This is a genomic window from Micromonospora sp. C95 (genome assembly GCF_018070465.1).
Lineage (GTDB): Bacteria > Actinomycetota > Actinomycetes > Mycobacteriales > Micromonosporaceae > Micromonospora.
This window is the reverse complement of sequence record NZ_JAGPXT010000021.1, coordinates 47,051-59,811: the sequence shown is the minus strand read 5'-3', so window position 1 is coordinate 59,811 and position 12,761 is coordinate 47,051. Positions and strand designations below refer to the sequence as shown.

General features: G+C 72.1%; 11 protein-coding genes and 1 pseudogene. 4 read left to right on the top strand and 8 right to left on the bottom strand.

Annotation, left to right across the window (positions count from 1 at the left end; all coding sequences use genetic code 11):
• Window positions 1-33: 33 nt before the first annotated feature.
• The 5 genes from KBX00_RS21675 to KBX00_RS21655 all read right to left on the bottom strand — a co-directional run bounded on the left by KBX00_RS21675 (window position 34) and on the right by KBX00_RS21655 (window position 5,620).
• Entirely contained in the window at window positions 34-1,038 is a 1,005-nt protein-coding gene (locus KBX00_RS21675; RefSeq protein WP_210829835.1) for a hypothetical protein, read from the bottom strand.
• 293 nt (window positions 1,039-1,331) lie between these two features.
• A complete protein-coding gene (locus tag KBX00_RS21670) occupies window positions 1,332-2,141 on the bottom strand; it encodes an inositol monophosphatase family protein (RefSeq protein ID WP_210829759.1) in 810 nt (269 codons plus the stop codon).
• Window positions 2,134-2,586, bottom strand: coding sequence for a response regulator (locus tag KBX00_RS21665; protein ID WP_210829757.1), 453 nt, complete (start codon window positions 2,584-2,586; stop codon window positions 2,134-2,136). Before KBX00_RS21665 ends, KBX00_RS21670 begins: the two co-directional genes overlap by 8 nt.
• A complete protein-coding gene (locus tag KBX00_RS21660) occupies window positions 2,583-4,373 on the bottom strand; it encodes an ATP-binding protein (RefSeq protein WP_210829751.1) in 1,791 nt (596 codons plus the stop codon). The genes KBX00_RS21665 and KBX00_RS21660 overlap by 4 nt, the downstream gene beginning before the upstream one ends.
• Entirely contained in the window at window positions 4,370-5,620 is a 1,251-nt protein-coding gene (locus tag KBX00_RS21655; RefSeq protein WP_210829749.1) for a PP2C family protein-serine/threonine phosphatase, read from the bottom strand. The genes KBX00_RS21660 and KBX00_RS21655 overlap by 4 nt, the downstream gene beginning before the upstream one ends.
• Before the next feature lie 157 nt (window positions 5,621-5,777).
• Between KBX00_RS21655 and KBX00_RS21650 the strand changes: the two genes are divergently transcribed.
• On the top strand, window positions 5,778-8,156 hold the full coding sequence (locus tag KBX00_RS21650; protein WP_210829747.1) for a M28 family peptidase: 2,379 nt from the start codon (window positions 5,778-5,780) through the stop codon (window positions 8,154-8,156).
• A gap of 115 nt (window positions 8,157-8,271) precedes the next feature.
• Here the strand turns inward: KBX00_RS21650 and KBX00_RS21645 are convergent, their stop codons facing one another.
• The 3 genes from KBX00_RS21645 to KBX00_RS21635 form a co-directional block, all read right to left on the bottom strand.
• Window positions 8,272-8,526 carry a Smr/MutS family protein gene (locus KBX00_RS21645; RefSeq protein ID WP_013736060.1) on the bottom strand — a complete coding sequence of 85 codons (255 nt, stop codon included), beginning with the start codon at window positions 8,524-8,526 and terminating at the stop codon, window positions 8,272-8,274.
• A 147-nt stretch (window positions 8,527-8,673) separates the two neighbouring features.
• Window positions 8,674-9,042, bottom strand: coding sequence for a M48 family metallopeptidase (locus tag KBX00_RS21640; protein ID WP_210829745.1), 369 nt, complete (start codon window positions 9,040-9,042; stop codon window positions 8,674-8,676).
• Between the two features lie 99 nt (window positions 9,043-9,141).
• Entirely contained in the window at window positions 9,142-9,894 is a 753-nt protein-coding gene (locus KBX00_RS21635; protein WP_093403500.1) for an ROK family protein, read from the bottom strand.
• Window positions 9,895-9,955: 61 nt separating this feature from the next.
• Between KBX00_RS21635 and KBX00_RS21630 the strand changes: the two genes are divergently transcribed.
• From KBX00_RS21630 to KBX00_RS21620, 3 genes and pseudogenes are all read left to right on the top strand, one after another.
• Window positions 9,956-11,593, top strand: coding sequence for an ABC-F family ATP-binding cassette domain-containing protein (locus KBX00_RS21630; RefSeq protein WP_210829743.1), 1,638 nt, complete (start codon window positions 9,956-9,958; stop codon window positions 11,591-11,593).
• Window positions 11,594-11,631: 38 nt separating this feature from the next.
• Window positions 11,632-11,883 (top strand): annotated as a pseudogene (locus KBX00_RS21625) (hypothetical protein); the annotation flags it as partial.
• A gap of 137 nt (window positions 11,884-12,020) precedes the next feature.
• Window positions 12,021-12,746: a methyltransferase domain-containing protein gene (locus KBX00_RS21620; protein ID WP_210829739.1), complete on the top strand. Its 726-nt coding sequence runs from the start codon at window positions 12,021-12,023 to the stop codon at window positions 12,744-12,746.
• The last annotated feature ends 15 nt before the right edge of the window (window positions 12,747-12,761 follow it).

Below are 12,761 nucleotides of genomic sequence, written 5' to 3'. Positions count from 1 at the left end.
GGCGATGGTACGCAGCGGCCCCGGCCCGGCGGGTCAGTACATCGAGAGATGAACGTGGTTCGTGTGGTCGGCGGCCGGGCTGCCGCTACCGCTGTACGCCCGCCAGCCGGTGCCCGGGTGCCAGATCTGGCGGTACCAGATGACGTAGAGCACGCCGAGCCGGTCGGCGTTGCGGACGTGCCAGGCGGCCAGGCTGTCGCCGTACGACTTGTCGCCACCGGTGGCCGTGCGGTCCTCGAAGCCGTTCGTGGCGGCGGAGAAGTCGCAGGCCCGCCCCTTGGGGTGCTCGCCCGAGCCGCCGCTGCGGTAGCAGGAGACGTGCCGCTTGTATCCGGCCGCCTGGGTCTGCTTCAGCGCGTGCAGGGTGCGTGGCGTGATGCAGCCCGAGGTGGTCGGGTCGTTCACCGAGCACGACTCGCCGGGCCAGGAACCGTCGGAGTTGCGGGGCGCCGGCTTCGCCGAGGTGGAACTGCCGCCGCTGAACCCACCCCCGCTGCCCGAGCTGACCGCGGCCAGGGCCGCCTCGGCCTCCTTCTTCTTCTTCGCCATCACGGCCAGCTGCTTGGTCTGCTCGCGCACCTCGGCGTTTATCGCCAACTTGGCCTGCCGGGCCTGCTCACGCGCCTCGGTCAGCTCCCGGATCCGCCGGCCGTCCCGCTGGGCCATCATGTCGAGGTTGGCGGCCCGCTGCACGAACGCCTCCGGGGTCGCGCTGTCCAGCAGTACGGCTGCCGGGCTGAGCCGCCCGACCCGGTACGACTGCGCGGCCACCTCACCGACCATGGCGGTCAGCTCGTCCAGCCGGCCCTCCATCTCGGACAGCTCCTTGGCCATCTGCTTCTGCCGCTTCTTGGAGCCGTCCAGCTTGCGCTTGGCGTCGATGTGCGCCTTGGCGGTGGCCTCCAGGGCGTCCCGCAGCTTCTTGCTGCCACCCTCGTTGGGCTCGGCGTACGCCGGCACGGCACCCACGCCGAGCAGCAGCGCCACGCCGGCGAGCAGGGCGATCAGCGGCCGGCGAACGTTCCGCCGGACGGACATGGACCTGCGCACGAAAGCATCCTTTCGTCGGCCGCCGGCCCCCGAAGAGCACCACTGCGCGGCGGCGGCCTCCGCCGGCGCCGGTCGGCGGCCTGCTGGCGGAAGGCCGCCGGTCAGGATACCGGAACCAGCCCCATCAACCACCCCACCAACCCCCACCCCCCACCAACCCTCACCCCAGCGCACCCACTCCCTCACCCTCCGCACCCATTCGCCGCGTTGATCATGAGGTTAGCGGCAAGTTCGATCTCTGAAGCTGCCGCCAACCTCATGATCAACGAGGGAAAGGGGGGTCAGGTGGGGAGGAGGGTGGTGTGGACTTCGGTCCAGACCTCGGCGTTGACGGCTACCAGTAGGCCGTGTTCCGTGTCGGCGGGGTGGTAGTCGGTGCCGTCGAGTCGGCGGGCCACGCCGCCTGCGGCCTGCACCAGCAAGGTGCCCGGGCCGTGGTCCCAGGGCAGGGTCCGCCAGAACAACACGAACTGCTGCTGCCCGGTGAGCACGTCGAGATACTCGCGACCGGCGCAGTGCTGCCCCGGCAGCAGCTCCCCGAGCCGCGCACTACCCGCCTCCACCGTGCGTCGGGATGGCCCCGGCAGGAACTTCGTCATCGCGGTGCCGCGCAGCTCACCCATGGGTGGCGCCCCGTCGGGCAGCTGCAACGGCTGGCCATCCAGGTACGTGCCCTCGCCGGTGCGGGCGGTCGCCAGCGCGTCGGCGAGCGGGTCGAACACCCACGCGGCCACCTGCTGACCGTCGGTGAGCAGCGAGACCATCAAGGCGAACGGACGGCGACCCGCCGCGAAGTTCGCGGTGCCGTCGACCGGGTCGACAAGCCATACGTCTCCCGAGGCCCGAAGGTGACGCAGCAGATCGGGATCGTCGGCCACCGCCTCCTCGCCCACCACCACCGAACCGGGGCGCAGCCGGAGCAACCCGGCACTGATCATTTCCTCGGCCCGGCGGTCGGCGACCGTGACCAGCTCACCCGGGGCCTTCTCGCTCACGTCGGCGACGTCGAGATGGCGGAACAGGGGCAGCACGACGCGGTCGGCGGTCTCCCGCAACAGCCCGGCGACGTCGTCGAGCAGGGTGTCAGCCACGCGGCGGCAGCTTCACCACGCTGACGAAGAACTCGTCGATCTGCCGAACCACCGAGATGAACTGCTCGAAGTCGACCGGCTTTGTCACGTATGCGTTCGCGTGCAGCTGGTAGCTGCGCAGAATGTCCTCGTCGGCCTGGGAGGTGGTCAACACCACCACCGGGATCCGGCGGAGCTGCTCGTCCTTCTTGATCTCCTCCAGCACCTCCCGGCCGTCCCGACGGGGCAGGTTCAGGTCGAGCAGGATCAGGTCCGGCAGCTCCGCGTCCGCGTACTGGCCCTCGCGTCGCAGGTAGGCCAGCGCCTCGGCACCGTCGGAGACGACGTTGAGCCGGTTGCGCAGCTTGTGCTCCTCGAACGCTTCCTGGGTCATCAACACGTCGCCCGGGTCGTCCTCGACCAGGAGCACCTCGATCGGGCTGTTGCCGTCCGCCGGCGCGGTCATCCCACCGCCTCCTTCATGCCACCTGTCCCACCGCCGGCCTGTGACGAACCGGCGACGGCCGAGGGGCGTTGCGATCCGCCGCCGGCCTCGGCGCCGACGGTACCGTCACCTGCCCGGACGGCGTCATCGGCCCGGCCCGGTGCCGCGTCCGCCCCGGCTTCCGCCGGCTCGGATCCGTCCGCCGCGTCCAGGCCCGCAGCGGTCCCGTCCGCGCCGGTGGTGCTCTCGGCAGCCTCGACATCGGCGGGCAGCGCGGGCAGGGTGAAACGGATCGCCGTCCCCTCGGGCACGTCGGTGTCCACCCAGACCCGGCCACCGTGGTACTCCACGATCTTCTTGACGATCGCCAACCCGATCCCGGTACCCGGGTACGCGTCCTTGGCGTGCAGCCGCTGGAAGATGACGAAGATCTTGTCGGCGAACTCCGGCTCGATCCCGATGCCGTTGTCCTGGCAGGTGATCTCCCAATCCTCGCCGATCAACCGCGCCGAGACGTGCACCTTCGGCGGAACGTCCGCCCGACGGAACTTCACCGAGTTGCTGACCAGGTTGACCAGCAGATTGGTCAACAGCGGCTCCTCACCGCGGATCACCGGCAGCTCGCCCCAGGTCAGCTCGGCGTCGGCGTACTGCCGGGCCGGCTCGGTCTGTGCCGCCACCTCCGCCATCAGGCGGTTCAGGTCGACATCGGTGAAGCCGGTGGTGAGCCGGCCGATCCGGGAGAACGCCAGCAGGTCGTTGATCAGCCGCTGCATCCGCTGCGCGCCGTCCACCGCGAAGGCGATGTACTGGTCGGCCCGCTCGTCGAGCTTGCCGGCGTAGCGCCGCTGGAGCAGCTGGCAGAAGCTCGCCACCTTGCGCAGCGGCTCCTGCAGGTCGTGCGAGGCGACGTAGGCGAACTGTTCCAGGTCACGGTTGGACCGGGTCAGCTCCTCGGCCTGCTTCTGCAACTGGGTGTTGACCCACTCGATCCGCTCCCGTGCCTCCCGCACCTCGGCCAGGTCGGCGGCGATCTTCTGCCGCATGGCGTCCACGTCCTCGCCGAGACGCTGGAACTCCGGCGGACCGGTGCCGGTGATGCCGTGGCCGTAGTCGCCGACCGCGACCTCCCGGACCTGCCCGGCCAGGCTGGTCAGCGGACGGATCACCATCCGCTCCAGCGAGGTGAGCAGCACCACCCCGGCGACGAGCACCACGAGCGCCGCGATGACCAGCAGCAGTACCAGCAGGTTGCTGGTACTGCGTACGTCCGCGGCGGCCTCGTCGCGGACCTCGAGGATTCCGTTCTGCAGCACGTCGACGGCGATCCGGATCTGGTCGAACTGCTGCCGCGACCGATCGGTGAGCAGCTGCTGGCCGGCGACAGTTCCGCCGGTCTCGATGGCTCCGATGACCGGCAGCGCGACCGCCTGCCGCCACTGCTCCGCCCGCTGCCGCACCGTGCCGAACTCGTCGTGCAGCTCCGGGTAGCCGGCCAACAGCCGATCCATCGAGGCGCTCAGTTCCTGCTCGCGCTCTCGGCCGGTGTCGAACGGAACGAGGTCCTCCCGCTCGCCGGTCAGCGCGTACCCGCGGATCGCGGTCTCCTGGTCGACCAGGACCGCGAGCAGTTCCTGGGACTGGGCCCGCAGCGGACCGGTCTGGTTGAGCACCGCGTCGATGTGTGCCCGGTTACGGGTGGCGACCACTGCCTCTGCGGCGGCCACTCCGATCAACAGCAACCCGACGACCACGACGAGCACGGCCAGCCGGCCGCGCAGGCTCCAGCCGGCACCCGTGGTGGTCACCGGCCACCACCCCGCGTGACAAGCAGCATCGCCACGTCGTCGGCGAACGGACCGTCGTTGAGCTGCTCCGCCCGACCGACCAGCCAAGCCGGCAGGTCGGACAGCGGAACCGCCCGGCTGGCCGGCTCGGCCAGCAGGCGGGTCAGGCCGGGGACGTCGAGGCGTTCGTCGCCAGCGCCGACCCGGCCCTCGATCAGACCATCGGTGTACATCAGCAGAGACCAGTCCTCGGTGTCGAACTTCAGGTCGAACGCGACCGGCCGGCGCGGCCGTACGCCGAGCAGCAGACCACCCGGTGCCGGCACCGGAGTCACCCGGCCCTCGGCGAGCAGCACCGGTGGCGGATGGCCGGCCAGCCGCACCGTCGCCCGGCCGGCGTTGAGGTCCAGCCGGGCCGTCGCCACGGTCGCGAAGATCTCCTGCAGCCGGCGCTCACTCATCAGCACCTGTTCCAGCGCGGGGAGCACCTCGTCGTCCGGCACCCCGGCGAGAATCAGCGCCCGCCAGGCCACCCGCAGTTCGACGCCGAGTGCCGCCTCGTCCACGCCGTGACCGCAGACGTCGCCGATGATCAGATCGACCCGGTCGGGGCGGGTCTGCACCACGTCGTAGAAGTCCCCGCCGATCAGGGCGGCGTGCCGGCCGGGCCGGTAGAAGGTGTGTACCGCGATCTGGTCGGTCGACATCAGCGGCTGGGGCAGCAGGCCGCGTTCCAACCGGGCCGACTCGGCCTGGCGCAGCTCCACCTCACGCAGCCGCCGGGCGTTCTCGTCGGCTCGCTTGCGCTCCACCGCGTAGCGCAGCGCCCGGGTCAGTAGGATCCCGTCCACCTGACCCTTGACCAGGTAGTCCTGTGCCCCCTCGGCAACCGCCACGATGCCCAGGTGCTCGTCGGTGCGACCGGTCAGCACACAGACGGCCGCGCTGCCGGACATCTCCAGCACCTGCCGCAGCCCGTCCAGCCCTTGCGCGTCGGGCAGACCCAGGTCGAGCAGGACGCAGTCGACACCCGCGATCCGCCGGCGAGCCTCGCTCAGGCTGGTCGCCACCAGCAGGTCGATCCCGGAGTTCGTCTCGGCCAGCAACTCGCCGACCAGGAAGGCGTCACCCTCGTCGTCCTCGACCAGCAGCACCCGCAGCCGCTCTCCGGGGGGCAGGTTCGGGTTGCCCCCCAGCCCGCCCTGCGGGTACGGCCACGACACGACGGAGGGACCGGTCATCCCGGGCCCCCGGGCCGGCCGGGTCACCGCCGCGACTGGCGGAAGATCGCTGGTGATGTCGGGCTCCTTCCGAGTGCCCTGCTGATCCTGTATTAGACAACGTTCGCACACAACACGACGGAGCACCCTCAGGTGGCATGGAGGATGATGTCCACCCCAGGACCACCCCTCGCAAGGAGCCACCGTGGGCGAACACCCCAGCCCCGCCGCCGACCGCGCCCTCGCCCGGCCACGTCGACGTGCACTCGCCGCGCTGGCGGCACTCGTCGCGCTCGTCGCCGTCGGCGCGAGCGCCCTGCTCGACCTGCGTCCTCCGGCGCCCCGGCCGGCCGACACGCCGGCCGGCGAGTTCAGCGCGGCACGGGCGTACCCGCACGTGACGCAGGTCGCCGGGCGGCCGCACGTCGCGGGCAGCCCGGCCAACGACGAGGTCCGCGGCTACCTGGAAGGCGTCCTGCGTGACCTCGGGCTCCAGACGCAGGTGCAGGACACCGTCGCCGAGGAGGCCGGGCAGCTCAGCGGCGCGGCGGGCGGCGCCACCCTGGCCCGGGTCCGCAACGTGGTGGCGCGGCTGCCCGGCACCGACCCCACCGGCACCGTGTTCCTGGTCGCGCACTACGACGCGGTGCAGACCGGGCCGGGCGGCAACGACGACGCCGCCGGGGTGGCGACGATCCTGGAGGTGGCCCGCGCGCTGACCGACGGCCCGGCGCCCCGCAACGACGTCGTCCTCGTCCTCACCGACGCCGAGGAGGCGTGCCTCTGCGGAGCCTCGGCGTTCGCCTCCGAGCACCCGCTGGCCACCGGCAAGGGGGTGGTGCTCAACCTGGAGGCACGGGGCCGCACCGGGCCGGTGATCATGTTCGAGACGTCACCGGAGAACGCTCGCCTGGTCGAGATCTTCGGCCGGGCCGCACCGCACCCGGTGGGCACCTCGTTCGCGGTGGAGGTGTACCGCGCGCTGCCCAACGACACCGACTTCACCGCCTTCCTCGACGAGGGGTTCCTCGGGCTGAACTCGGCGTACCTGGACGGGGGTGCGATCTACCACACTCCGCTGGACACCCCGGCGTCGATGGACCGGGCCAGCCTCCAGCACCACGGCGACAACACCCTCGGCCTGGCCCGGGAGTTCGGTCGGATCGATCTTGCCGACCTGCGTGCCGGCCACGACGCCACCTACTTCCCCGTCCCCGGCGGTCTCGCCCGCTACCCCGGCTGGCTGGTGCTGCCGTTGGCGCTGCTGGCGCTGGCCGGCGTGGTCACGCTCGGCTGGCTGGCCCGGCGCCGGGATCGGGTCACCACCGGTCGGCTCGCCGCCGGCTTCGGGCTGGCCCTGGTGCCGATAGTGGTGGCACCGGTGGGCGCCCAGCTCCTGTGGGCGGCGATCGCCGCCCTCCGACCGGGCTACGCCGAGCTGCTCGATCCGTACCGGCCGACCTGGTACCGGCTGGCCGTACTGTCGCTGGCCGCCGCCGTCGTGTTCGCCTGGTACGCGCTGAGCCGACGCCGGGTCGGCCCGGCCGCGCTGGCGTTCGGCGGGCTCGGCTGGCTGGCGCTGTTCGGCGTGCTGCTGGCGTTCCTGGCCCCCGGTGGGGCATATCTGGCGACCCTGCCCGCCCTGGCCGGGGCGATCGGCGGGCTCGTGGCGCTCACCACTCGCATCGACGGTCCGGTTCCGGTGATCGCGGTGACCGTCGCCGCCGCGGTCGCGGTGATCCTGCTGCTCCCCACCGTGGTGCTGCTCTTTCCGGCGCTCGGCATGGCGATGGGCGGTGTCGCGGCGCTCTTCGCGGTGCTGCTCGGTCTCGCCGCGCTACCCGTGATCGACCTGCTGCACCCGCAGGCCGGCGGCCAGCGGGGCATGGTGGCGCTGCGGGCCCGCCGACTCGGCGCCCTGCCGGCCGGGGCCGCCGCGCTGGCGACCGTGGTCCTCGCCGGGACCGGCATCGCCGTCGACCGGTTCGACGCCGCGCACCCCGCGCCCACCCACCTGATGTACGCGCTGGACGCCGGCACCGGCCAGGCCCGCTGGCTCAGCCACGAGAGCAAGCCGCAGCCCTGGACCGACGAGTACGTGGACGGCCCGGTCGAGGTCGCCGACGAGTTCCCCGGCATCGGCGGCGACGAACTCCTCGGCGGCCCGGCACAGCCCGCCGACCTGCCCCCGCCCCGACTGGACATGCTGGCCGACACCACCACCGCCGGTGAGCGCACACTCACCCTGCGCCTCACCCCACAGCGCCAGGTACGCCTGACCACCCTGCACGTCGACACGACCACCGCCGAAGTGCGACGGGTCGAAGTTGCCGGCCGCCCGGTCCCGGTGGAGACCCGCGACGGCCGCTGGGGGTTCGGGGTGGTCTTCCACGCCCCACCGCCCGAGGGGATCGAGGTCACGCTCACCGTCACGCCGAAGGCGGACCAGATCGCGCTGCGCGCGATGGACGCCAGCGACGGCCTCGACGCGCTGCCCGGCTTCCGCCCCCGCCCACCGGACGTCGGCGTCGCCGGCTCCCACAGCTCCGAGATGCTCGCCGTAGCCCGCACCTACCCCCTCTGATCCGCGCCCCGCGATCTTGCACTTTCCGTCCCTACAAAACGGGACGTAGCAACCATAAGGGTGACCAAAAGTGCAAGATCGACGAGATGGGAGGGAGGGAGAGAGGGAGGTGCGGCTACTTCCAGCGGAAGTGGACGAAGAGGCGGCCGAAGTTCTTGGAGTCCTTCTCGACCCGGTGGTAGAGCTGCTTGACGTCCTTCTGGTCGAGGAAGCGCAGCACCCGCTTCTTGAGCTGGCCGGAGCCCTTGCCCGGGATGATCTCGACGAGGGTGGCCTTCTTGGCCACCGCCTCGTCCATGATCCCGCGCAGTGCCCGGTCGATGTCGTGGCCCTTGTTGAAGATGTCGTGCAGGTCCAGCTTCAGCTTCATGCCACGTCCACCGCCCGGTCGGCTCCCATCCGGCCATCGTAGGCACCCCGGGCGCCGGCCAGGCCATCGTGGGCACGGCCGGCTGCTGGACCCCGCACACGTCGAGAGGGCAGCCACTCGGGCTGCCCTCTCGACACGTGTCCGGAGTCAGCGACCGCTGCCGACCCGGGTCTCGACCCGGCGCAGGGCGGCGGTGTAGTCGTCGTTGGACGCATACATGGCCGCCGCGATGCGCAGGTGACGCAGCGCGTCGGGGTAGCGGTTCAGCCGCTCCAGCGTCCGACCCAGCACGTGGTGGGCGTAGTGGTCGCTCGGGTTACGGTCGACCAGCTCCCGCAGCTGCTCCTCGGCCCGGCTGAGCTGAGCCGACTGGAAGTAGGCGCGGGCCAGCAACTGTCGGACGGCAGCGTTGTCCGGCTCCGCCTCGATGATCGGTTCGAGCAGCCGGGCCGCACCGCTGGGGTCGCCCGCCTCGAAGAACAGGGTCGCCCGCCGGTACTCGGCCAGCAGATCCATGCCGCCACCCCCTCCGTCTCGCACCACTGCTCCGACGCTGGCACAACACCGGCCGTACCGCGACTGTTCCCGGCGGCTTTCCCTGCCCGAGAGACCCTCCTACACGGTGGCGAGATCCCAGGCGCGGACGCCACCGACGATGCCGGCGCTGTTGGGCACCACCACCACGTCGTCACCCATCCGGGTGAGCTGCTCGGGGCGGATCCGCCGCGAGTTGCCGCCGCCCAGGTAGAGCCGGTCCCAACGGAACACCGGGCGCAGGCCCTCCACCACCTGGCGGATCCGCCGGGACCAGAACGCGTCGCCCAGCCGGCGGCGCTCGGGCTCACCGACGTACGTGTCGTACGTCGTGCCCCAGCGGACCGGGGCGTGGGACAGTTCGAGGTGCGGGGCGAGCACCCCACCGTCGAAGAGGGCGCTGCCCAGCCCGGTGCCGAGGGTCAGCACCAGTTCGCAGCCGGTGCCGGCGACCACCCCGGCACCGTGCACCTCGGCGTCGTTGAGCACCAGCGCCGGCAGGCCGAACGCGGCCGAGAGTGCGCTGCGGGCGTCGAACCCGGACCACTCGGCGAGCAGTGCCGGGTCGACCCGGCTGCGCGGGCCCGACCGGGTGACGTAGTGCGGGGTGGCCACCACCACGCCGTGCCGGATCATGCCCGGCATCCCCACCGTCACCCGACCGGCCGCCGGCAACCGCCCGCCGAGTTCCACGAGCGTCCGGACGAACAGGTCCGGCGGCAGCGGGTACGGCGTCGGCACCCGCATCGGCTGGGCCCGCATGGTGCCCGCGCCGTCGAGGACGGACGCCTTGATCCCGCCGCCCCCGCAGTCGATCGCCAGTGTGGTCAACACGCACGTGAGTCTGCCTCGTCCCGGGGGTCGGCCGCGCGGCGACGGGTAGGCTCGGCTGCTTGTGAGCGCCACGCTGATCGCCAAGGACCTCGCCGCCGGGCATGGGGAGCGGACTCTCTTCACCGGTCTGGACCTCGTGGTCGCGCCCGGCGACGTGGTCGGCCTGGTCGGTGCCAACGGGGCCGGCAAGTCGACACTGCTGCGTACGCTCGCCGGTCTGTTGCCGGTCGAGGCCGGCAGTGTCGCGGTGAGCCCGCCCGGCGCGAGCGTCGGGCACCTGCCTCAGGAGCCGGAGCGCCGGCCCGGGGAGACGGTGCGGGCGTTCCTGGCCCGCCGCACCGGCGTGACCCGGGCGCAGTCCGCTCTCGACGCGGCGACGGAGGCGCTGACCGCCGGCGCACCGGGTGCGGACGACGGGTACGCCGCCGCGTTGGAGAGCTGGCTCGGGCTGGGCGGGGCCGACCTGGACGAGCGGGCCGAGGAGGTGGCCGCCGAACTGGGCCTCGCCGTCGATCTCGACCAGGAGATGACAAGCCTCTCCGGCGGCCAGGCCGCCCGCGCCGGCCTGGCGTCGCTGCTGCTCAGCCGGTACGACGTGTTCCTGCTCGACGAGCCGACGAACGATCTCGACCTGGCCGGGCTGGACCGGCTGGAGAACTTCGTCACCGGGTTGCGCGCCGGCACGGTGCTGGTCAGCCACGACCGGGAGTTCCTGGCCCGCACGGTGACCTCGGTGCTGGAGTTGGACCTGCACCAGCAGCAGGTGAACCACTTCGGCGGTGGCTACACGGCGTACCTGGAGGAGCGGGAGGTGGCCCGCCGCCAGGCGCGCGCGGACTACGAGGAGTACGCCGACACCCGGGCCGGGCTCCAGGCACGGGCGCGTACCCAGCGGGCCTGGATGGAGAAGGGGGTCCGCAACGCCCGGCGCAAGGCCACCGACAACGACAAGATCGGCCGCAGGTTCCGGTCCGAGGCGTCCGAGAAGCAGGCGGCGAAGGCCCGGCAGACCGAGCGGCTGATCGAACGCCTGGAGGTGGTGGAGGAGCCGCGCAAGGAGTGGGAGCTGCGGATGGAGATCGCCGCCGCGCCGCGCGCCGGCGCCGTCGTGGCCACGCTCCGCGATGCCGTGGTACGCCGGGGCGAGTTCACCCTCGGCCCGGTGAACCTCCAGATCGACTGGGCGGACCGGGTGGCGGTGACCGGGGCGAACGGATCCGGCAAGTCGACCCTGCTGGCCGCCCTGCTCGGCCGGCTGCCGCTGGACGCCGGCCAGGCCGCGCTCGGGCCGGGCGTGGTGGTCGGCGAGGTGGACCAGGCCCGTGGGCTCTTCCTCGGTGACGCGCCGTTGCTGGACGCGTTCCGGGCCGCGGTGCCGGACGTGTCTCCGGCGGACGCGCGTACGCTGCTGGCCAAGTTCGGCCTGCGCGCGCAGCACGTGTTGCGCCCGGCCGCGACGCTCTCCCCCGGCGAACGGACCCGGGCCGCGTTGGCCCTGTTGCAGGGGCGCGGCGTCAACCTGCTGGTGCTGGACGAGCCGACGAACCACCTCGACCTGCCGGCCATCGAGCAGTTGGAATCCGCACTTGCCAGTTTCCCGGGCACGCTGCTGCTGGTGACCCACGACCGGCGGATGCTGGAGGCGGTACGCCTGGACCGGCGGTTGCGGGTGGACGCCGGGCGGATCACCGAGTTCTGATCCCGGCGGAATCCGGGCGGCGGGGCGACAATGACCCCATGCTCAGGTGGGAGTACGCCCTGTTGGTGCGGCGCCGCCAGGCCGCCGCCAACGACCTCGGCTTCGAGGTGATCTTTTCCTGGTACGGCCCGGACGGTTCCATGATCGACGTCACGCCGTACGGCGACACCGCGCTGGCCCATCTCAACCGGGCCGGCGACCAGGGCTGGGAGTTGGTCGCGATGAGCGAGGACCCGTCCCTGCCGGGCAACAACGAGTTGCACCGCTATCACCTGAAGCGGCCTCGGACGGCTGCCGCGCCGCGGCAGCGGATGCGCGCGGGACGCCCCCGGCGGCCCATCCCGCGCTGACCCGGCGCGAATTTCAGGGACAACCAGCGCATACCGGGCAGCTATCCGGGTAACGGGCCGGCCGGAGGTGGCCCGGCATGGTCGCGTTGGCACACACTCCGTCCTCCGCCGAGCGACTGCGGGCGGTGGACGGGTTCCTCACCGAGGCGTGGACGGACCAGGTCCGTCACGACGAGCGGCTGCGCCCGCTGGGTGTCGAGGTCCGCTTCGACCGGGGCGTCGCCCACCTGACCGGCGAGGTCGACGAGCAGGCCCAACTGCGACTGGTCCGCGAGCAGGTCGGTCGGCTGGCCGGGGTCTTCGGCGTCTGGTGCCGGGTACGGGTCGGCGGACGCGACCCGGTGGTGGTCGACCTGGGTTGCGGCGCCACCAAGCAGTGGCCGGGCAATCTCGGGCTCGACATCTTCCCGGCCCCGGGGGTGGACGCCGTCGCCGACCTGTCCGGCTCTCTGCCGCTGGCCGACGACTCGGTCGACGTGCTGTTCGCGGTGCACATCCTGGAACACCTGATCGACTTCCTCCCCCTGCTGGACGAGTGCCACCGGGTACTCCGCCCAGGAGGCGTACTGCACGTGATGAGCCCCTGGTGGGGGCACGTGAACGCGGTCGCCGACCCGACCCATGTGCGGCTGCTTGACGTGCAGACCGTCAAGGGCATCTGCGTCATGCGACCGCCGGGCACCCCGCGCTGGTACCCCCTGCACGCCGGCAGCGACGGCGCCTCCATCTTCGCTGACCTGACCCCGCTGGGACCGGACGACGACGGCCCCTCCGCCACCCACCTGGCCCGCTTCTTCGACTAGCCGCCCGGCCAGCGC

Bases quoted from the DNA above. Each gene is read 5' to 3' on its own strand.
- KBX00_RS21645 (WP_013736060.1), bottom strand. From the start codon at position 8,526: ATGAAGCTGAAGCTGGACCTGCACGACATCTTCAACAAGGGCCACGAC.
- KBX00_RS21620 (WP_210829739.1), top strand. From the start codon at position 12,021: ATGGTCGCGTTGGCACACACTCCGTCCTCCGCCGAGCGACTGCGGGCG.
- KBX00_RS21675 (WP_210829835.1), bottom strand. From the start codon at position 1,038: ATGTCCGTCCGGCGGAACGTTCGCCGGCCGCTGATCGCCCTGCTCGCC.
- KBX00_RS21665 (WP_210829757.1), bottom strand. From the start codon at position 2,586: ATGACCGCGCCGGCGGACGGCAACAGCCCGATCGAGGTGCTCCTGGTC.
- KBX00_RS21640 (WP_210829745.1), bottom strand. From the start codon at position 9,042: ATGGATCTGCTGGCCGAGTACCGGCGGGCGACCCTGTTCTTCGAGGCG.